The organism is Pseudomonas sp. 14P5.3.2 (assembly GCF_057799175.1).
In genome coordinates this window covers 34,398-52,869 of sequence record NZ_JBYOKU010000030.1, presented here as the reverse complement: position 1 = coordinate 52,869, position 18,472 = coordinate 34,398, and the positions used below count along the sequence as shown (strand labels likewise).

Here is an 18,472-nt window from a genome sequence, read left to right as displayed (position 1 = left end):
GGGAGGGGGCTTGCTCCCGAAGACGGTGTATCAGTCGCCATTGTTGTTGACTGACCCACCGCCTTCGGGAGCAAGCCCCCTCCCACATTGAGATGTGTGGTTTCTGCAGAGAATGTACCGTCCGTAACGCCACCGAAACTTTCCCGAACCGCCCACAGTCATCAACAGACACAGGCTGTACGAGGACGACAACGGGAGGGCGACATGGCAACGATTCACATCGGTATTTCCGGCTGGCGCTACGCCCCGTGGCGCGGGGATTTCTACCCGAAAGGACTGGCGCAGAAACGCGAATTGCAATTCGCTTCGCGGGCGGTCAACAGCATCGAAATCAATGGATCGTTCTACGCCCTGCAACGGCCCGAACGTTATGCCCAGTGGTACGCCGAAACGCCCGACGACTTCGTGTTCAGCGTCAAGGCGCCGCGCTTCATCACCCACATTCGCCGTTTGCGCGAGATCGAAAAACCGTTGGCGAATTTCTTCGCCTCCGGGGTGCTGGAACTCAAGGAAAAACTCGGGCCGATCCTCTGGCAGTTCCCGCCGAACTTCAAATTCGATCCCGAGCGTTTCGAACACTTCCTCGCCCTGCTCCCTCACGACACTGAAGCGGCCGCCGCCCTCGCCCGCCAGCATGACTCGCACCTGCACGGCCACGCCAGCCTGAAGGCCTGGCGCAAAAAACCGCTGCGCCATGCCGTGGAAATTCGCAACGACAGCTTCATCGACCCCGACTTCGTGCGCTTGTTGAAACGCTACAACACCGCCCTGGTGATTGCTGACACCGCCGGCAAGTGGCCGTACCGCGAAGACCTCACCAGCGATTTCGTCTACCTGCGTCTGCACGGTGCCGAGGCACTTTACGCCAGCGGCTATAGCGAACCGGCGCTGCAGAGTTGGGCCGAACGCATCGACGCCTGGCACCACGGTCAGCAACCGCGCGATGCGCATCTGATCGCGCCGCGCCTCAAGCCTCGGGCACGTAAATCCCGTGAAGTGTTCTGCTATTTCGACAACGACATCAAAGTCCGCGCGCCCTACGACGCCCGCAGTTTGCTGCACCGTTTTGAGCTGGATAAAACGCTCGCCACCACCCCCGGCGAACCGGCAGCCGAAGGGGTGTTGGCATGAGTATTCCAGAGCCGGTCGGGTTCACCGACGAGCAGACCAGCGTTGAAGTGTCGGTGCGCCGTTTCACCGTGCTGACGGTCAACACCCACAAGGGTTTCACCGCCCTCAATCGACGCTTCATCCTCCCGGAGTTGCGCGAAGCGGTGCGTAGCGTGGCGGCCGACGTGGTGTTTTTGCAGGAAGTCCACGGCACCCACGAACACCATCCAAAACGCTACAGCAACTGGCCGACGATGCCGCAATACGAGTTCCTCGCGGACAGTCTGTGGCCGCAATTCGCCTATGGACGCAACGCGGTGTATCCGGAGGGCGATCACGGCAATGCGTTGCTGTCGAAATTCCAGATCATTCGCCACGACAACCTCGACGTTTCGATCAGCGGCCACGAAAACCGTGGCCTGCTGCATTGCGTGCTGCGCCTGCCCGGTGATGGCGTCGAGGTGCATGCGATCTGCGTGCATCTGGGTCTGCGCGAAAGCCATCGCAATGCACAACTGAAGCTGCTCGGCGAGCGTCTGGCGGAGCTGCCGGTTGACGCCCCAGTGATCGTCGCCGGTGACTTCAATGACTGGCGTCAACGCGCCGATGCGTTGCTCGAACCCTGCGGTCTGCGCGAGGTGTTCGCCGAGCATCACGGCAAACCGGCGCGCAGTTTTCCGGCACGCCTGCCGACGCTGCGGCTCGATCGCATTTACGTGCGTAACCTCAAGACCAGCCAGCCGACAGTCCTGGCGAATCGGCCCTGGTCACACCTTTCCGACCATGCCCCGTTATCGGTGGAGATCGAATTATGAGCAGCGCACCGCTGGAGAAATCCGCCGTGGCACCGATCAGCATCAACCCGCCGGTGCGCGAGCCCGGGCATGTCGATGTCGAGTACGGCTGGCAGGGCAACAACCGCGTCGAGTTGTTGGAAAACGGCGAGGAATATTTCCCCCGGGTGTTCGGCGCCATGCGTGCGGCGAAGAGTGAAATCCTGCTGGAGACCTTCATCGTTTTCGAAGACAAGGTCGGTGCCGAGTTGCAGCAGATCCTGATCGACGCCGCACGACGTGGCGTGCGCACCACTGTCAGTCTCGACGGTTTTGGTTGTGGCGAATTGTCCACCGGTTATCTCGCGGCTTTGAGCGATGCTGGCGTGCACCTGCAAATGTTCGATCCGGCGCCCAAACATCTGGGTTTTCGCACCAATTGGTTCCGCCGCCTGCACCGCAAGATTGTGGTGGTCGACGGATTGATTGCGTTCATTGGCGGGATCAACTTTTCCGGCGATCACCTGGCCGATTTCGGCCCGGAGGCGAAACAGGATTATGCGGTGCAGATTCAGGGGCCGGCGGTCGCTGACATCCATCACTTCGCCCTGCTGCAAAGCGGTCGCCCGGGACGCGCACGGTTCTGGTGGCAGCGCCGCCGTCAGCGCCGGGCGGACATGGCTTTCAACGATCACGACGGTCAGGTACGGCTGGTGTTTCGCGACAACGATCAGCATCACACCGACATCGAAGATGTGTACTTGCAGGCATTGCGCCGGGCCAAACGTCGGGTGGTGATCGCCAACGCCTACTTCTTCCCCGGCTACCGCCTGCTGCGTGAGATCCGCAATGCCGCGCGCCGTGGCGTCGAGGTGCGGCTGATCCTGCAAGGCCAGCCGGACATGCTGGTGGCGAAATTGGCGGCGCGAATGACCTACGACTACCTGCTCAAGGCCGGCGTGCAGATCCACGAATATTGCCAGCGCCCGCTGCACGGTAAAGTCGCCCTGGTGGATGAGGAATGGAGCACCGTCGGCTCTAGCAATCTCGACCCGCTGAGCCTGTCGCTCAACCTCGAAGCCAACGTGCTGATCCGCGACCGCGCGTTCAATCAGCATTTGTTCCAGCGCCTCGAAGACCTGAGCCAGAACCACTGCAAGGCCATGGACGCCGACATGGCCCCACGCGGGCGGATCTGGCACATGACCGTAGGGTTTCTGGTGTTTCACTTCCTGCGGCATTTCCCGTCGATGGCCGGTTGGTTGCCGGCGCACAAACCGCGGCTCAAGCCGTTTCGGGGGCGCACCTCATGAGCCATTCCCAAGCGCACGCGGCGCCTGCCGTGCATTCTCGATGGAGTCGCTGGAAGCGCCCGCTGACGCTGCTGTTCTTCCTCGCGTTGATCGTGCTGCTGACAATGTTCGCCACCCGTATCGAATGGGCGGAAGTCCTGCAAACCCTGGCTGACTTCAAGGTCCGCACGCTGATCATCGCCGCCAGCCTGACCCTGCTGAGCTTTCTCACCTACGCCAGTTTCGACCTGATCGGCCGCACCTACATCCGCCAGGACCTGACCTGGAAGCAGATCCTGCCGGTGGGGATCATCAGCTATGCGTTCAACCTCAATCTCAGTGCCTGGGTTGGCGGGATCGCCATGCGCTATCGCCTGTATTCGCGCCTGGGTGTGAGCAAAGGCAACATCGCCAAGATCCTCGGCCTGAGCCTGGCGACCAACTGGTTCGGCTACATGACGATTGCCGGCGCGGTGTTCAGCAGCGGTCTGGTGAGCATGCCGCCGGGCTGGAAAATCAGCAGCGACGCATTGCAGGGCATCGGCGTGCTGTTACTGCTGTTGAGTGCCGGTTACCTCGCCGCGTGCCAGTTCTCGAAGCGCCGCGAGTGGTCGATTCGCGGGGTGGAAATCAACCTGCCGTCACTGCGCATGGCCGTGCTGCAATTGCTGCTCGGCGCATTGAACTGGTCGCTGATGGCGGCGGTGATTTTCACTCTGCTGCCGAGCAAACTGGATTATCCGTTGGTGCTTGGCGTGCTGTTGATCAGTGCGATAGCCGGGGTTATCACGCACATTCCGGCGGGACTCGGGGTGCTGGAAGCGGTGTTCGTCGCGCTGCTGCAGCACGAAGCTTCGCGGGGCAGTCTGGTGGCGGGGTTGCTGGCGTATCGGGCGATTTATTTTCTGTTGCCGTTGCTGATTACGGTGGTGATGTATTTGCTGGTGGAAGCCAAGGCCAAGGCGTTGCGGATCGAGAAGAAACCGTCCTGATTTTGTGGCTATGGCTGATGGCCCCTTCGCGAGCAAGCCCGCTCCCACAGGTAGAACGCATTCCAAATGTGGGAGCGGGCTTGCTCGCGAAGGGGTTCGAGAGGGCGCCAAAGATCATGTTGCCTGAATAATGCTCAACCGCTCACCGACCACCATCTCGGTAATCCAGTCCACCAGAATCGAGGTATAGGCCTGCTGCGAAACCGGCTCGCTCAAGGCATGGTCGGCGCCGTCGATAATCCGGTGCGTCAGCGAATGCGTCTGCTGACAGGCCGCGCGGTAACTCATGATCGTCGCGTGGGGCACGTAGTCGTCGGTTTCCGATTCCACCAGCAACACATCCCCGGTGAATTGCGAACAGGCGTGCAGCGCACGATTGCTGTCAGCACGGACCAACGTCGCCCGGTAATCCCGCAGGTCAGCCTTGTCCAGATCACGCTTGGGCGTGTGCCATTGCTCGTCGCGATACAGCGCCGGCACTCGCAGCGCCAGCCAGCGCACCGGGCGCAACGAGGTGAGGATTGAGGCGAGATAACCGCCATAACTGGTGCCGACCACCGCAATCGCCGAGGTGTCGAGCGCCGGGTGCGCGAGCAGGCGATCGTAGGCGGCGAGCAAGTCGCGCAGGTTGTCCTCGCGCGTGACCCGAGTCAACGGAATGCCGGTGCCACCGGTGTGCCCGCGCAGGTCGAAGGTCAGGCAGACACAGCCAAGCCCGGCGATGCCCTTGGCGCGCTCCAGATCGCGCTCCTGGCTACCGCCCCAGCCGTGCACAAACAACACGCCGGGGACTTTCGATTTGGGACTGAGAAACGTCCCGCTCATCTGCTCGTCATCAATGTCGATCTGAATGCTTTCGCTTCTAGCCGTCATAGGATTTGACCGTTACGTATTTGAGAAGGAAGTCGCTGTTCTCCGCCGGCCCGCGATAGATTTCGATGGCGTCGGCCGGCAGGGTCTGATCGTTGTAGGTCTCCACCGTCGACACACGGATCGCCGGCATATCTGGATCGTTGACAAAGCTTTGCAGCGCGGCCAGTTCAGCGCTGCTGGCACCGCCCATGCGCCAGGACTGTTCGAGTACCCCGCTACGAGGTTTGCCATCGTGGTCCAGGCCCTGGGCGACGTCGTAGTTGCGCCGCGAGGCATAGAAACCCGGGTAGGCCTCGTCTGCCGCCCGGTCAAAAATCTGCGCCTGCTCGATGGCCAGGCGCACATCGCCCGGCAAGTCCAGCGCCAGCAGATCGGCGTAACCGCCCTGCACGACCAGCAGATTCGAACCACCATAGACGTCTTCGCCATGGGCATCCTTGGTCAAGTATTGATCACCGCAGTAGCTCAGCACTTTGTCGTCGATGAATGACTGGCCGATGCTGTGGGTGAAGACCTTGCTCAAGTCCTGTTCCAGCACCACGCCATCGCGGAACAGCTCGGCGACCTCCGCTCGGGCGAGCACTTCATCGAACGCGTCAAGGCTGTTGATAACTTCCTGGCCGCGACCGGCGCAGGCGTGAATCGGCTTCAGACGGATCGGCCCGCCGTACAGCAGATGCTCGGCAGCGGGTCGCGCATCTTCCACGGCAAACACGGTCAAGCCGTCGAGCACCACATCGCGCACACGCTCGGAGAACAGCGGCGCCCAGCCTCGCGGGGCGTGGGCCAGATAACTGCGCAGGCCATGGCTGATGGCTTTGGTGCAAATGAAATCGTGTTCGACGAATCCGCCCCACAAGTCCTGTGCGCCTTTGATGCCCAGTGCCTGCGCCTGTCTGGCGCCGACAATGGTTTGCGTGGGTAGCCAGTACAGATCGCGACCGCGGTGTTTTTCCGGGTCGTAGCTGCCAGCGAATTTGAGCCCGAGAATTTGCGCCAGCCAACGGGCCAGCGCCTTGTTGGTCTGCACTTCATGTTGCGGCGCGCCAGCGCGCACCGAGTGTGCGACGACGATTTTTCTGCCTGGCGTCGGGGTCATGCGTCCCCCTTGCAGCGGTTCGGTGAATGTAGCGGTGAAGGGTGCAGAGATCAGGCCAACGACCGTCCTGTGGAAAACTCTGGCCGATCAAAGGCTTGCTAAAACGGTGATGGCACCACGCCCTTTTCAATCTGCACGAAACAGCACAAACTCGCGGCAATTTGCACGACCGCTGCTTGCACAGAACCCTGCAGGCTCACTCCTACATTAGATATTCGCCGCTTTTTCGCCTGTCATAAAAATCTCACGCGTGAGCCATTGATGGCATTTTGAATTGGTTGTAGTGTGGCTCACGCGTGAGATGTTCATAACGGAGTCATTGCCATGAAAAGCCGCTCCCCCACTGTTGCGTCAGAGAGCCCAAAGGGAGAGCGCTCGAAACCGTCCGCGAAAAAGCCGTCGAGCTTCTACATGAAGCAGATGCGCGCGGGCCTGGCTGCCGCCGGTTATGTGAAACACGAAACTTGGGTACTTCCGGAAAACCGAAGCTTGCTCAAGCAGATGGAGCAACAGCTACGCCAACCGATTCTGGCTGGCTCATTCATGTCGGAGAATTACATGAGCGCAGGCAACAACTGGAACATCGATAGCCTCTTCAACGCCCTCAAGGCACTGGACGAGGTGGCTTCGCACGAGATCACGCTGTCTCTGATCCAGAGCTCCGAACCCAGCATCAAGCTGGAAATGAACGAATTCGGCGGTCTGCCGATTCACATCGCCGTGGCCGGTGCACAGATCATCGTTGACACCGTGCTGGTGGATATCGATTCGATCACTGACGTACGCGCCTTCAACGACGCCGTGTTGCGCAGCCGGGAAATGTTCCCGCTGTCGTCGATCGGTATCGAGTCGATGCCTAACGGCCAGACCGTTTACAACATGTTTGGCGCCCTCAGCGCCGACTCGAGCCTGACCAACGTCGTCACCGAGGTGAAAACCCTGGTCGACAACGTGCAGCGCGCGAGCGAAGCCTTCGAACACTTTTTCAAGTAATCAACAGGGAAAATCCAATGACTCAGTCCATCTGGAGCAAGTTGTTCACCGCACTGCGCGGCGGCGCCAATGAAGTCGGCGAAGCGATCGTCGACCAACAGGCTCTGCGCATCCTCGACCAGGAAATCCGCGACGCCGACACCGCGCTGTCCAACGCCCGCCGCGAGCTGGTCACCATCATGGCTAAGCACAAGCTGGCCGCCGACCGCGTGAGCGAGTACGACGCGAAGATCAAGGATCTGGAAGCCAAGGCTGTTTCCGCGCTGAACGCCGGCCGCGAAGACCTGGCGATGGAAGTGGCCGAAGCGATTTCGACCCTGACCAACGACCTGACCGCCGAGAAAGCCCAGAGCGACGAGTTCGGCACCTACGCCGAAAACATGCGCAAGGACATCAGCAAGGCCGAGTCGCGAATCAAGAGCCTGCGCCAGCAGGTGGACATGGCCAAGGCCCGTGAAAGCGTGCAGAAGGCGCAGGTCAGCGCATCCATCGCCAGCGGTGGCGCCAACGGCAAACTGGAAACCGCGGTCGGCACCCTGAACCGTCTGCAGGCCAAGCAACAGCAACGCGCCGCCGAGCTGAGCGCCGCCGATGAGCTGGCTGACGCTTCGACCGGCAACGACCTGGAACGCAAACTGCGCGACGCCGGCATCACGCCGAACGAGGGCAGCGCCAATGCGATTCTTGAGCGTCTGAAGCAGAAGTCCACGCAGTAACCCCGCGATAAAAAACCTGTGGGAGCGGGCTTGCTCGCGAATACGCTGTATCAGTGAACAATTTGCTAGCTGACATACCGTATTCGCGAGCAAGCCCGCTCCCACATGGTTTGTGCTGTGCAAATGACTCTGCTCGTTCGTCGCCCGGCCCGGTACACTAGCGGCGCTTTTTACGACGAACACCTCCACCCGCCTCAAGGAATGTACCCATGGGATGGTTCAAAGATTTGCTGGGCACCAGCAACTGGCAGTCCGCTGCGCCAACGCCAACCGTTGCCAGTGGCCCACTCGGGATGGCGCAAGGCAAGGCTGTCAGATTCGATTCGACCCTCGCCCTGCTGCTCGACGGCTCGACGTCAGTGCGAGTGCCATTCGATCAGGCAATCTGGAGCGCCGGCTGGGTCGACCTCGGCCAATCCAACAAACTGCACCGCTATTACATGAATGACGAGGATTTCTGGCTACAGATCCACGTCACCGGTGACGACCAGATCGAGTCGGTCACCCTGTTCAACTACCTCAGTTACGTGACCGTCAACAGTGACGCCGAACTGCAGCGCCTCGCCGGCCCCGCCAGCCCGATCGGCCTGCCGACCTACACCCACGACGGCGTCCAGTACAGCCGCGAATGGGGCACCGAGCAGGGCCAGACCGAACTGGTGCCGCTGACCGAACACGTGATCAACCCGGACGAGTCCTACACCATCGAGCACCACTCGATGCTCTACGCCCGCGAGACCGGCCTGACCGATCGCCGCGAGCTGCTGCTGTTCTCCGTCGAACAGGACGAGGAAGGCACCGTCAGCCTGAGCACCTCGCTGGGCATTTCGCTGTACACGACTGATTTGAGCACCATTTAAAAAAGGAAGTTTTCCATGCTGGAAGTGCTGGCCGTTTCCCTGAACAAGACCGCGCTGGTCGGTTTCGTCGTCTACCTGCTCGGCGCCGTGCTGTTGTTCATGCTGTTTCAGTTCGTCTACACCCGCATCACGCCACACAAAGAGTTCGAGCTGATTCGCTCCGGCAACATCGCCGCCGCCATTGCCCTCGCGGGGGCGATCATCGGTTTTGCGATTCCGGCCAGCAACGTGATCGCGTTTTCGGTCAACGTCCTCGATTTCGTTCTGTGGGCAGTGATTGCGGCCGTGGTGCAACTGCTGGCCTTCCTCGCCACAGGGCTGGTGCTCAAAGGCACGTCCCAGCGCATCGCCAACGGTGAAATCGCTTCCGGTATCTACGTGGCCGCGGTGGCCATCAGCGTCGGCATGCTCAACGCCGCGTGCATGACCCCGTCCAACTGATCGGCAGGAAGCCTTCGATGAAACGCAGCAAGTACGTTCAACTGTCTCTCGCCGCTTCGGTGGCGCTGGCGATTTCCGGCGAGGTTGCCGCGCAGGATCAGCAACGCTTTCAAACTGTCGAGGAGTGCGTCGGCGCCGAAGTGGCCGCCGATGTCTGCTCGAACGCCTATGTCGCGGCATTGACCGAGCACCGACGCATTGCACCGGCCTACGACGACAAAGCCAAGTGCGATGCGGATTTTGCGGCCGACTGGTGCCAGAAAAACTCCGACGGTCGCTTCGTGCCGAAGCTCGGCGGTTTCAAGGTGCCACAGAGCGGTGAGGCGCCGCAGGACCTGAATGCGATTGCCAATGCGCAGATGCCTGCCGGTGAAACCGCCGCTGCGCAGAATGCGCAAAGCACCTCCCACTCTTCCGGTTCCGGTGGTGCAGGTAACGGCTGGCTCACAGGCTGGTTGATCGGCAATGCGATGAGCAATAACGCCAACCGCACGGTCTATCGCGACCGCGATACCCGCCAGACCTACAACACCTCGACGCAGTACCGCAAAATCGAATCGGCGCCGGCAACTCGCACCGACACTCGCTACGACAACTCCCGAAGCAAACCGGTCAACGTCGCTTCCTCGACGTCCCGCGGCGGTTTCGGCAGCCAGTCTTCCGCCCGCAGCGGTTGGGGCGGCTGGGGCAGTTCGAGCAGCTGACCATGAAGAAGATCCACTGCGCCGAGCGCCCCGACTGGAAACAGACGGCCGAAAGCCTCGGCTTTCTGTTCCACACCATCGATGACGAACCGTACTGGGACGAAAGCGCCTACTACCAGTTCACGCTCGCGCAGATTGAAAACGATCTGGAGGATCCGACCACCGAACTGCACGAGATGTGCATGGACCTGGTCGATCGCGTGGTGCATAGCGAAGAGTTGCTGGATCGCCTGAGCATCCCGGCGCCGTACTACGACATGATCCGCACGTCCTGGCTGGAAGGTCATCCGCATCTGTACGGGCGCATGGACTTTTCATACAGCGGCAACGGCCCGGCGAAGCTGCTGGAGCTCAACTACGACACGCCGACCAGCCTCTATGAGGCCGCGGCGTTTCAGTGGGGCTGGCTGGAACAGTGCATCGAGCGCGGGATGCTGCCGCGTCACGCCGACCAGTTCAACAGCATCGATACCAAGTTGCATCAGGCCTTCGCCGAATTGCAGCTCAAGCGGCCGTTCTACTTTGCCTCGATGAAAGACTCGGTCGAAGACAAGGGCACCACCGATTACCTGCGCCTGATCGCGGAAAAAGTCGGCATCGAATCCCGGCATATCGACATCGAAGACATCGGTCTGACCGCCGAGGGACGCTTCGTCGATCTGCAAGATCGCTGGATCCCGCACCTGTTCAAACTGCACGCCTGGGAATTCATCTTCCACGAGCCGTTCGGTGCTGCAATTGCCGACAGCGATACGCAGTTCTTTGAGCCGGCGTGGAAATCGATCCTGTCGAACAAAGGCGCACTGCCTTTGCTGTGGGAGCTGCACAAGGGGCATCCGAATCTGCTCGCGGCGCACCTTGATCCGAATCCGACCCGTGCGGTGCCCAAGGGCTGGGTACGCAAACCGTACTTCTCCCGCGAAGGCGCCAACATCGAACTGCAAACGGCGGAAGGTCTGATCGTCAAAGAGGACGGGCCCTACACCGATGCGCCGTTCATCCTGCAGGAATTTGCGCCATTACCGAAGTTCGATGACAGCTACACCCTGATCGGCTCGTGGGTGATTGGTGATCAGGCGGCTGGGATTGGCGTGCGCGAAGACAACAGTCTGATCACCAAGGATTCGAGCCGGTTTCTGCCGCACCTGATCCTCGACTGAGACATACATCCGCACCGGTGGGAGCGGGCTTGCTCGCGAAAGCGGACTGCCATTCAACAAATGCTTTGACTGACCCGACGCCTTCGCGAGCAAGCCCGCTCCCACAGTAGATCAGCGCTAATCGCGGACCTTGCGCCACAAAAAAGGCCCGTCGTGTTGAACGACGGGCCTTTTTATTCAGCGCGGATGCAGCATCGAATCAGAACGGAATGTCGTCATCGAAGCTGTCGAAATCCGGAGCCGGTTGCGGTGCAGCCTGCTGTGGAGCCGGGGCTGAACGCTGTTGCGGAGCCGACTGCTGCGGGCGTGGAGCCTGTTGACGTGGCGCCTGCTGCTGGTAGTTGTTGCCACCGCCTTGTTGATCGCCCTGTTGAGGACGGCCGCCGAGCAGTTGCATGGTGCCTTGCATGTCGACCACGATTTCGGTGGTGTAACGCTTGATACCGTCTTTTTCCCACTCGCGGGTCTGCAGCTTGCCTTCGATGTACACCTGCGAACCTTTACGCAGGTATTCGCCGGCGATTTCGGCAACCTTGCCGAACATCGAAACACGGTGCCACTCGGTCTTTTCGACCTTCTGACCGGTTTGCTTGTCGGTCCATTGTTCGCTGGTTGCCAGACTCAGGTTGGTCACGGCGTTACCGTTAGGCAGGTAGCGAACTTCGGGATCCTGGCCGCAAGTGCCGACCAATATGACTTTGTTAACCCCACGGGCCATAACGTTCTCCTAGGCTTCGCAAGCAGCCTCGGCCGGGTTGTTCACCAGGCGTTCGAGGGTGTCGCGATCCACTAATTCTTTGTCCAGTTTGATGTAAACAGCCGCTTCATCAGCAACTATCACTGCATCTGTTACCCCTACGAGGGCCTTGAGGCGCTCGACCAGACCCGCTTCGCGGATCGCCTCGGGCGACAACGGCAAGCGCAGGCTCGTCACGTAGGGAGGTTCGCGCATGGTAACAGCAAAGGCCAGCCAGATGGCAGCCAGACCGGCACATCCAAGGAACACAACCGACAGACCGCCATGCTGAAACAGCCAGCCGCCGAGTATCCCGCCGAGTGCCGAACCGAGGAACTGGCTGGTGGAATACACGCCCATGGCCGTGCCCTTCCCGCCTGCCGGTGAAACCTTGCTGATCAGCGACGGCAACGAAGCTTCCAGCAGATTGAACGCGGTGAAGAACACCACCGTGCCGATCACCAGGGCCCGCAAGCTGTCACCGAACTGCCAGAAGAATAGCTCAGTGAGCATCAACGTCAGGACGGCACCGAGCAAAATTCGTTTCATTTTGCGTTTTTTCTCGCCGTAGATGATGAACGGGATCATGGCGAAGAAAGAGATCAGCAGCGCAGTCAGGTAAACCCACCAGTGCTGCTCCTTGGGCAACCCGGCCTTTTCCACCAGTGCCAGCGGCAGGGCGACGAAGCTCGACATCAACATCGCGTGCAACACAAAAATGCCCAGATCCAGGCGCAGCAGATCCGGATGTTTGAGCGTCGGCATCAAGGCCTGACGCGCCACGCCGGATTCACGATGGCTCAGCGGCCCGGTGGATTTCGGTACCATGAACATCACGATGACGATCCCGAACAGGGCCATGCCGCCCGTCGCGAGGAACAGCCCGGACAGGCCGAATGCACGGGTCAGCAGCGGCCCGACCACCATGGCCACGGCGAACGACAGGCCGATGGTCATGCCGATCATCGCCATGGCTTTGGTGCGGTGTTGTTCACGGGTCAGGTCGGAGAGAAGGGCCATCACCGCGGCAGAAATCGCCCCGGCGCCCTGCAGGATACGTCCGGCAATCACGCCCCAGATCGAATCGGCCTGGGCCGCCAGCACACTGCCGAGGGCGAAGACCACCAGCCCGAGGAAAATCACCGGACGCCGGCCGATACGGTCGGAAATGATCCCGAAGGGAATCTGGAAAATCGCCTGGGTCAGGCCGTAAGCGCCAATCGCCAGCCCGATCAGGGCCGGGGTCGCTCCCGCCAGGTCCATGCCGTAGGTCGCCAGTACCGGCAACACCATGAACATGCCAAGCATACGGAAGGCGAACACCAGGGCCAGACCGCTCGCTGCGCGGGTCTCGCTGCCACTCATGCGTTCGCTGTGGGGATCGTGCATGGAAAAACCTCGTGTGAACCGGCGGCGATTCTACCAGTCCCATCGAAAGACGGGGTATATCGCGACGCTATGACGCGTATAGATGAAACTCTCTTCATGCAAGGTAAAAAACCCTTCGTTTGATAGTGTGCATCCATCCAGTATTTGCCCGTATACTCCTACGTTTTCGACGCCCGCCGAGCGAGGCCACTTTGGACAAGATCCTGATACGTGGGGCCCGTACCCACAACCTGAAGAACATCGACCTGACCCTGCCACGGGACAAACTGATCGTCATCACCGGCCTGTCCGGATCCGGCAAGTCGTCCCTGGCCTTCGACACGCTGTACGCCGAAGGTCAGCGCCGCTATGTCGAATCCCTGTCGGCCTACGCCCGGCAGTTCCTGTCGATGATGGAAAAACCCGACGTCGACACCATTGAAGGTTTGTCGCCGGCGATCTCCATCGAACAGAAGTCGACCTCGCACAACCCGCGTTCCACGGTCGGCACCATCACCGAAATCTACGACTACCTGCGTCTGCTCTATGCACGCGTCGGTACGCCGCGCTGCCCCGATCACGACATTCCGCTGGAAGCGCAGACCGTCAGCCAGATGGTCGACCTGGTGCTGGCCCAGCCGGAAGGCAGCAAACTGATGTTGCTGGCCCCGGTGATCCGCGAGCGCAAGGGCGAACACTTGTCGGTGTTCGAAGAACTGCGCGCCCAAGGCTTCGTCCGCGCCCGGGTCAACGGCCGAATCTGCGAGCTCGACGAGCTGCCGAAACTGGACAAGCAGAAGAAGCACTCGATCGATGTGATCGTCGACCGTTTCAAGGTACGTGCCGACCTGCAGCAGCGTCTGGCCGAATCGTTCGAGACCGCACTGAAGCTGGCGGACGGCATTGCCCTGGTGGCGCCGATGGACGACGAGCCGGGTGAAGAGATGATCTTCTCCGCGCGCTTTGCCTGCCCGATCTGCGGGCATGCCATCAGCGAGCTGGAGCCGAAGCTGTTCTCCTTCAACAACCCGGCCGGCGCCTGCCCGACCTGCGATGGCCTGGGCGTGAAGCAGTTCTTCGACATCAAGCGCCTGGTCAATGGTGAACTGACTCTTGCCGAGGGCGCGATTCGCGGTTGGGACAGGCGCAACGTCTATTACTTCCAGATGCTCGGCTCGCTGGCTTCGCATTACAAGTTCAGCCTGGAGAAGCCGTTCAACGAGCTGACCGCCGAACAGCAGAAACACATTCTGCATGGCAGCGGCTCACAGAATGTCGACTTCAAATATCTGAACGATCGCGGCGACATCGTCAAACGTTCGCACCCGTTCGAAGGCATCGTGCCGAACCTTGAGCGTCGCTACCGCGAAACCGAATCGGCCAGCGTGCGTGAAGAACTGGCCAAGTTCCTCAGCACCCAGGCCTGCCCGGATTGCCGCGGCACTCGTCTGCGCCGTGAAGCGCGGCACGTGTGGGTTGGCGAGAAAACCCTGCCGGCAGTGACCAACCTGCCGATTGGCGATGCCTGCGAATACTTCGGCGAGCTGAAGATGACCGGCCGTCGCGGCGAAATCGCCGACAAGATCCTCAAGGAAATCCGCGAGCGTCTGCAGTTCCTGGTCAACGTCGGCCTCGACTATCTGTCACTGGATCGCAGTGCCGACACCCTGTCCGGTGGCGAGGCGCAGCGCATTCGTCTGGCGAGCCAGATCGGCGCCGGCCTGGTCGGGGTGCTGTACATCCTCGACGAACCGTCCATTGGTCTGCACCAGCGCGATAACGACCGTTTGCTCGGCACCCTCAAGCACTTGCGCGACATCGGCAACACGGTGATCGTGGTCGAGCACGACGAAGACGCGATTCGCCTGGCTGACTATGTGGTGGATATCGGCCCGGGCGCCGGGGTGCACGGCGGGCAGATCGTGGCTGAAGGTACGCCGGCCGAAGTCATGGCGCACCCGGACTCCCTGACCGGTAAATACCTGTCGGGGCGGGTGAAGATCGAAGTGCCGGCCAAACGCACGCCGCGTAACAAGAAGCTGACGCTGTCGCTCAAGGGCGCGCGCGGCAACAACCTGCGCAACGTCGACCTGGAAATCCCGATCGGCCTGCTGACCTGCGTGACCGGCGTTTCCGGCTCGGGCAAATCGACGCTGATCAACAACACGCTGTTCCCGTTGAGCGCTACTGCACTTAATGGTGCGACTACGCTGGAAGCGGCCGCGCACGACAGCATCAAAGGCCTGGAACATCTCGACAAAGTCGTCGATATCGACCAAAGCCCGATCGGCCGTACGCCACGCTCCAATCCGGCCACCTACACCGGGCTCTTCACGCCGATCCGCGAACTGTTCGCCGGCGTGCCCGAGTCACGCTCCCGAGGTTACGGCCCGGGGCGTTTCTCGTTCAACGTCAAGGGCGGTCGCTGCGAGGCGTGCCAGGGCGACGGCTTGATCAAAGTGGAAATGCACTTCCTGCCGGACATCTACGTGCCCTGCGATGTGTGCAAGAGCAAGCGCTACAACCGCGAAACCCTTGAGATCAAATACAAGGGCAAGAGCATCCACGAAACCCTCGAGATGACCATCGAGGAAGCCCGGGAGTTCTTCGACGCGGTACCGGCGCTGGCGCGCAAGCTGCAGACGTTGATGGATGTGGGCCTGTCGTACATCAAACTCGGGCAGTCGGCGACCACGCTGTCCGGTGGTGAAGCGCAGCGGGTCAAGCTGTCTCGCGAGCTGTCCAAGCGTGACACCGGCAAGACCCTGTACATCCTTGATGAGCCGACCACCGGTCTGCACTTCGCCGATATCCAGCAATTGCTCGACGTGCTGCATCGCCTGCGCGACCACGGCAATACGGTAGTGGTGATCGAGCACAACCTGGACGTCATCAAGACTGCCGACTGGTTGGTGGACCTAGGGCCAGAGGGCGGCTCCAAGGGTGGGCAGATCATCGCCACCGGCACGCCTGAAGAAGTGGCCGAGATGAAGCAGTCTCACACAGGTCATTACCTCAAGCCGTTGTTGATTCGCGACCGGGCTTAAAAGCCAGGAACGAAAAAGCCCCTGTCACTTCAACAGTGACAGGGGCTTTTTTGTGTCTGTGCAATCAGGTGTGAGATTGCAGGTAATTCTCGAGACCGATGAGTTTGATCAGGCCCAACTGCTTTTCCAGCCAGTAGGTGTGATCTTCTTCGGTGTCGTTGAGCTGAACACGCAGAATCTCGCGACTGACGTAGTCCTTGTGCTGCTCGCACAGTTCAATGCCTTTGCACAGTGCGGCGCGAACTTTGTATTCAAGACGCAGATCGGCTTCAAGCATCTCCGGCACGGTGGTACCGACGTCGAGATCGTCCGGGCGCATGCGCGGCGTACCTTCGAGCATCAGGATCCGGCGCATCAGTGCGTCTGCATGACCTGCTTCTTCTTCCATCTCGTGGTTGATTCGTTCGTAGAGCTTGGTGAAACCCCAGTCCTCATACATCCGCGAGTGCACAAAATATTGGTCACGCGCGGCCAGTTCGCCGGTCAGCAACGTGTTGAGGTAATCGATAACGTCTGGGTGGCCTTGCATCGCCCTACATCTCCCTGCTTGAAAGTCTGTAGTTTGAACCAAGCTGACCGGAAGGTCACCCCGTTTCGCGCAATAAAAGCGAAGATATTCTGAGAAAATCAGCCTAAATAACGCAAAAACCGCCCTAATGAGGGCGGTTCTGCTTCTCGTTTAGACTTCGTTAAGCTGTACGTTGAGCAGCTTTGCGACTGCTTCTCCATACGCCGGGTCAGCTTTGAAGAAATGTTGCAACTGACGGTCAACCACATCAGGCGAAACACCGTTCATGGCGCCGGCGATATTGCTGACCAGCAAGGCCTTCTGCTCGTCATTCATCAGGCGGAACAGCGCACCGGCGTGGCTGTAGTAGTCCGTATCTTCGCGATGATCGTAACGATCAGCAGCACCGCTCAAGGCCAGCGCGGGTTCGGCGTAGTGCGGGGCTTGTTTCGGTGATTCGATGTAGCTGTTCGGTTCGTAGTTAGGCGCTGCACCACCGTTGCTGCCGAACGCCATCGAACCGTCGCGCTGATAAGTGTTCACCGGGCTGCGCGGCGCGTTTACCGGCAATTGTTGGTGATTGGTACCCACGCGGTAACGGTGCGCATCGGCGTAAGCGAACACGCGGCCTTGCAGCATGCGATCCGGCGACAGACCGACACCGGGCACCATGTTGCTAGGGCCAAATGCAGCTTGCTCAACCTCGGCGAAGTAGTTCAGCGGATTGCGGTTCAGCTCCAGCTCACCGACTTCGATCAGCGGGAATTCCTTCTGCGACCAGGTCTTGGTCACGTCGAACGGGTTCTCGTAATGCGCCGCAGCCTCAGCTTCGGTCATGATCTGAATGCACACACGCCATTTCGGAAAGTCGCCACGCTCGATGGCTTCGAACAGGTCACGCTGCGCGTAATCCGGATCGGTACCGGCCAGACGAGCGGCTTCAGCCGGCGCGAGATTCTTGATCCCTTGCTGGGTCTTGTAGTGCCATTTCACCCAGTGACGCTCGCCTCTTGCGTTGATCAGGCTGTAGGTGTGGCTGCCAAAACCGTGCATATGACGGTAGCCGTCGGGGATGCCGCGATCCGAGAACAGGATGGTCACCTGGTGCAGCGCTTCAGGCGAATGCGACCAGAAGTCCCACATCATTTGCGCGCTTTTCAGGTTGCTCTGCGGCAGACGCTTCTGGGTGTGGATAAAGTCGGGAAACTTCAGCGGGTCACGAATGAAGAACACCGGAGTATTGTTGCCAACGATGTCCCAGTTGCCTTCCTCGGTGTAAAACTTCAGGGCAAAACCGCGCGGATCACGCTCGGTGTCAGCCGAACCACGCTCACCGCCAACGGTAGAGAAACGCAGGAAGGTCGGGGTTTGTTTGCCTACAGATTCGAACAGCTTGGCGCTGGTGTACTCGGTAATGTCGCGGGTAACAGTAAAAGTACCGTAAGCACCCGAGCCTTTTGCGTGTACGCGGCGCTCAGGAATATTTTCACGGTTGAAATGGGCAAGCTTCTCGATCAGGTGAAAATCGTCGAGCAGCAACGGGCCACGAGGGCCGGCGGAGCGAGAATTCTGGTTATCAGCGACAGGTGCGCCACTGGCGGTCGTAAGCGTTTTGATCTGGCTCATACGGTTTTCTTCCTCTGTCAGTCTTGAAACTGCCGGCTAATCGGCTTGCTGGGAAGTATTGATCATCGATGTGACACCTACAAATTCATTAACTTGCAATCATCGATAGATAATTACTAATGATGTTTCCCAGCACATAGTGACAACTGAACAATGTCAGAATCTTGTACGAAC

At 60.0% G+C, this 18,472-nt stretch carries 17 protein-coding genes; 11 read left to right on the top strand and 6 right to left on the bottom strand.

The features are described from left to right. Window positions 1-204 precede the first annotated feature (204 nt). Genes AC27VU_RS21550 through AC27VU_RS21535 form a run of 4 tightly spaced genes read left to right on the top strand, consistent with a single transcriptional unit; the run spans window position 205 to window position 4,167 of the window. Window positions 205-1,131 (top strand): DUF72 domain-containing protein, encoded by a 927-nt coding sequence (locus AC27VU_RS21550; protein WP_201136449.1) that lies wholly within the window; start codon window positions 205-207, stop codon window positions 1,129-1,131. Then, entirely contained in the window at window positions 1,128-1,925 is a 798-nt protein-coding gene (locus tag AC27VU_RS21545) for an endonuclease/exonuclease/phosphatase family protein (RefSeq protein WP_488724868.1), read from the top strand. Before AC27VU_RS21550 ends, AC27VU_RS21545 begins: the two co-directional genes overlap by 4 nt. Further along, window positions 1,922-3,196, top strand: a complete 1,275-nt coding sequence (gene clsB / locus AC27VU_RS21540) for a cardiolipin synthase ClsB (protein ID WP_488724867.1) — start codon at window positions 1,922-1,924, stop codon at window positions 3,194-3,196. Before AC27VU_RS21545 ends, clsB begins: the two co-directional genes overlap by 4 nt. Next, window positions 3,193-4,167 (top strand): lysylphosphatidylglycerol synthase domain-containing protein, encoded by a 975-nt coding sequence (locus AC27VU_RS21535; RefSeq protein WP_488724866.1) that lies wholly within the window; start codon window positions 3,193-3,195, stop codon window positions 4,165-4,167. The genes clsB and AC27VU_RS21535 overlap by 4 nt, the downstream gene beginning before the upstream one ends. 114 nt (window positions 4,168-4,281) lie before the next feature. Here AC27VU_RS21535 and AC27VU_RS21530 read toward each other — a convergent pair whose 3' ends face one another. Both AC27VU_RS21530 and AC27VU_RS21525 read right to left on the bottom strand, forming a co-directional pair. Continuing rightward, window positions 4,282-5,040 (bottom strand): alpha/beta hydrolase family protein, encoded by a 759-nt coding sequence (locus AC27VU_RS21530; RefSeq protein WP_103522052.1) that lies wholly within the window; start codon window positions 5,038-5,040, stop codon window positions 4,282-4,284. Continuing rightward, complete coding sequence (locus tag AC27VU_RS21525) at window positions 5,030-6,139, bottom strand: DUF3182 family protein (protein ID WP_488724865.1); 1,110 nt, start codon at window positions 6,137-6,139, stop codon at window positions 5,030-5,032. The genes AC27VU_RS21530 and AC27VU_RS21525 overlap by 11 nt, the downstream gene beginning before the upstream one ends. Window positions 6,140-6,463: 324 nt before the next feature. On the opposite strand from AC27VU_RS21525, the gene AC27VU_RS21520 reads away from it, so the two are divergent. The 6 genes from AC27VU_RS21520 (at window position 6,464) to AC27VU_RS21495 (ending at window position 11,013) form a co-directional block, all read left to right on the top strand. Then, entirely contained in the window at window positions 6,464-7,132 is a 669-nt protein-coding gene (locus AC27VU_RS21520; RefSeq protein WP_445261600.1) for a YjfI family protein, read from the top strand. Window positions 7,133-7,149: 17 nt separating this feature from the next. Further along, the gene (locus tag AC27VU_RS21515) at window positions 7,150-7,848 is read left to right on the top strand and encodes a PspA/IM30 family protein (protein ID WP_103483879.1); all 699 of its coding nucleotides are present in this window, start codon (window positions 7,150-7,152) and stop codon (window positions 7,846-7,848) included. A 209-nt stretch (window positions 7,849-8,057) separates the two neighbouring features. Next, a complete protein-coding gene (locus AC27VU_RS21510) occupies window positions 8,058-8,708 on the top strand; it encodes a DUF2491 family protein (RefSeq protein ID WP_003228702.1) in 651 nt (216 codons plus the stop codon). A 15-nt stretch (window positions 8,709-8,723) separates the two neighbouring features. Next, window positions 8,724-9,149 carry a DUF350 domain-containing protein gene (locus tag AC27VU_RS21505; protein WP_003228704.1) on the top strand — a complete coding sequence of 142 codons (426 nt, stop codon included), beginning with the start codon at window positions 8,724-8,726 and terminating at the stop codon, window positions 9,147-9,149. Window positions 9,150-9,166: 17 nt separating this feature from the next. Continuing rightward, a complete protein-coding gene (locus tag AC27VU_RS21500) occupies window positions 9,167-9,853 on the top strand; it encodes a DUF1190 domain-containing protein (RefSeq protein WP_488724864.1) in 687 nt (228 codons plus the stop codon). A gap of 2 nt (window positions 9,854-9,855) precedes the next feature. Then, window positions 9,856-11,013, top strand: coding sequence for a glutathionylspermidine synthase family protein (locus AC27VU_RS21495; protein ID WP_201136444.1), 1,158 nt, complete (start codon window positions 9,856-9,858; stop codon window positions 11,011-11,013). A gap of 199 nt (window positions 11,014-11,212) precedes the next feature. Here the strand turns inward: AC27VU_RS21495 and AC27VU_RS21490 are convergent, their stop codons facing one another. Beyond that, window positions 11,213-11,731, bottom strand: coding sequence for a single-stranded DNA-binding protein (locus tag AC27VU_RS21490; protein ID WP_003228709.1), 519 nt, complete (start codon window positions 11,729-11,731; stop codon window positions 11,213-11,215). 9 nt (window positions 11,732-11,740) lie between these two features. Further along, window positions 11,741-13,138: an MFS transporter gene (locus tag AC27VU_RS21485; protein ID WP_003228711.1), complete on the bottom strand. Its 1,398-nt coding sequence runs from the start codon at window positions 13,136-13,138 to the stop codon at window positions 11,741-11,743. A 191-nt stretch (window positions 13,139-13,329) separates the two neighbouring features. On the opposite strand from AC27VU_RS21485, the gene uvrA reads away from it, so the two are divergent. Then, window positions 13,330-16,164 carry an excinuclease ABC subunit UvrA gene (uvrA, locus tag AC27VU_RS21480; protein WP_003228713.1) on the top strand — a complete coding sequence of 945 codons (2,835 nt, stop codon included), beginning with the start codon at window positions 13,330-13,332 and terminating at the stop codon, window positions 16,162-16,164. Between the two features lie 64 nt (window positions 16,165-16,228). Here the strand turns inward: uvrA and bfr are convergent, their stop codons facing one another. Together bfr and AC27VU_RS21470 are read right to left on the bottom strand one after the other, a co-directional pair. Next, window positions 16,229-16,693, bottom strand: a complete 465-nt coding sequence (gene bfr / locus AC27VU_RS21475) for a bacterioferritin (protein ID WP_003228714.1) — start codon at window positions 16,691-16,693, stop codon at window positions 16,229-16,231. 150 nt (window positions 16,694-16,843) lie between these two features. Then, a complete protein-coding gene (locus AC27VU_RS21470; RefSeq protein WP_488724863.1) occupies window positions 16,844-18,298 on the bottom strand; it encodes a catalase in 1,455 nt (484 codons plus the stop codon). Window positions 18,299-18,472: the final 174 nt, after the last annotated feature.

Bases quoted from the DNA above. Each gene is read 5' to 3' on its own strand.
- AC27VU_RS21550 (WP_201136449.1), top strand. From the start codon at position 205: ATGGCAACGATTCACATCGGTATTTCCGGCTGGCGCTACGCCCCGTGG.
- AC27VU_RS21545 (WP_488724868.1), top strand. From the start codon at position 1,128: ATGAGTATTCCAGAGCCGGTCGGGTTCACCGACGAGCAGACCAGCGTT.
- clsB (WP_488724867.1), top strand. From the start codon at position 1,922: ATGAGCAGCGCACCGCTGGAGAAATCCGCCGTGGCACCGATCAGCATC.
- AC27VU_RS21535 (WP_488724866.1), top strand. From the start codon at position 3,193: ATGAGCCATTCCCAAGCGCACGCGGCGCCTGCCGTGCATTCTCGATGG.
- AC27VU_RS21530 (WP_103522052.1), bottom strand. From the start codon at position 5,040: ATGACGGCTAGAAGCGAAAGCATTCAGATCGACATTGATGACGAGCAG.
- AC27VU_RS21525 (WP_488724865.1), bottom strand. From the start codon at position 6,139: ATGACCCCGACGCCAGGCAGAAAAATCGTCGTCGCACACTCGGTGCGC.
- AC27VU_RS21520 (WP_445261600.1), top strand. From the start codon at position 6,464: ATGAAAAGCCGCTCCCCCACTGTTGCGTCAGAGAGCCCAAAGGGAGAG.
- AC27VU_RS21515 (WP_103483879.1), top strand. From the start codon at position 7,150: ATGACTCAGTCCATCTGGAGCAAGTTGTTCACCGCACTGCGCGGCGGC.
- AC27VU_RS21510 (WP_003228702.1), top strand. From the start codon at position 8,058: ATGGGATGGTTCAAAGATTTGCTGGGCACCAGCAACTGGCAGTCCGCT.
- AC27VU_RS21505 (WP_003228704.1), top strand. From the start codon at position 8,724: ATGCTGGAAGTGCTGGCCGTTTCCCTGAACAAGACCGCGCTGGTCGGT.
- AC27VU_RS21500 (WP_488724864.1), top strand. From the start codon at position 9,167: ATGAAACGCAGCAAGTACGTTCAACTGTCTCTCGCCGCTTCGGTGGCG.
- AC27VU_RS21495 (WP_201136444.1), top strand. From the start codon at position 9,856: ATGAAGAAGATCCACTGCGCCGAGCGCCCCGACTGGAAACAGACGGCC.
- AC27VU_RS21490 (WP_003228709.1), bottom strand. From the start codon at position 11,731: ATGGCCCGTGGGGTTAACAAAGTCATATTGGTCGGCACTTGCGGCCAG.
- AC27VU_RS21485 (WP_003228711.1), bottom strand. From the start codon at position 13,138: ATGCACGATCCCCACAGCGAACGCATGAGTGGCAGCGAGACCCGCGCA.
- bfr (WP_003228714.1), bottom strand. From the start codon at position 16,693: ATGCAAGGCCACCCAGACGTTATCGATTACCTCAACACGTTGCTGACC.
- AC27VU_RS21470 (WP_488724863.1), bottom strand. From the start codon at position 18,298: ATGAGCCAGATCAAAACGCTTACGACCGCCAGTGGCGCACCTGTCGCT.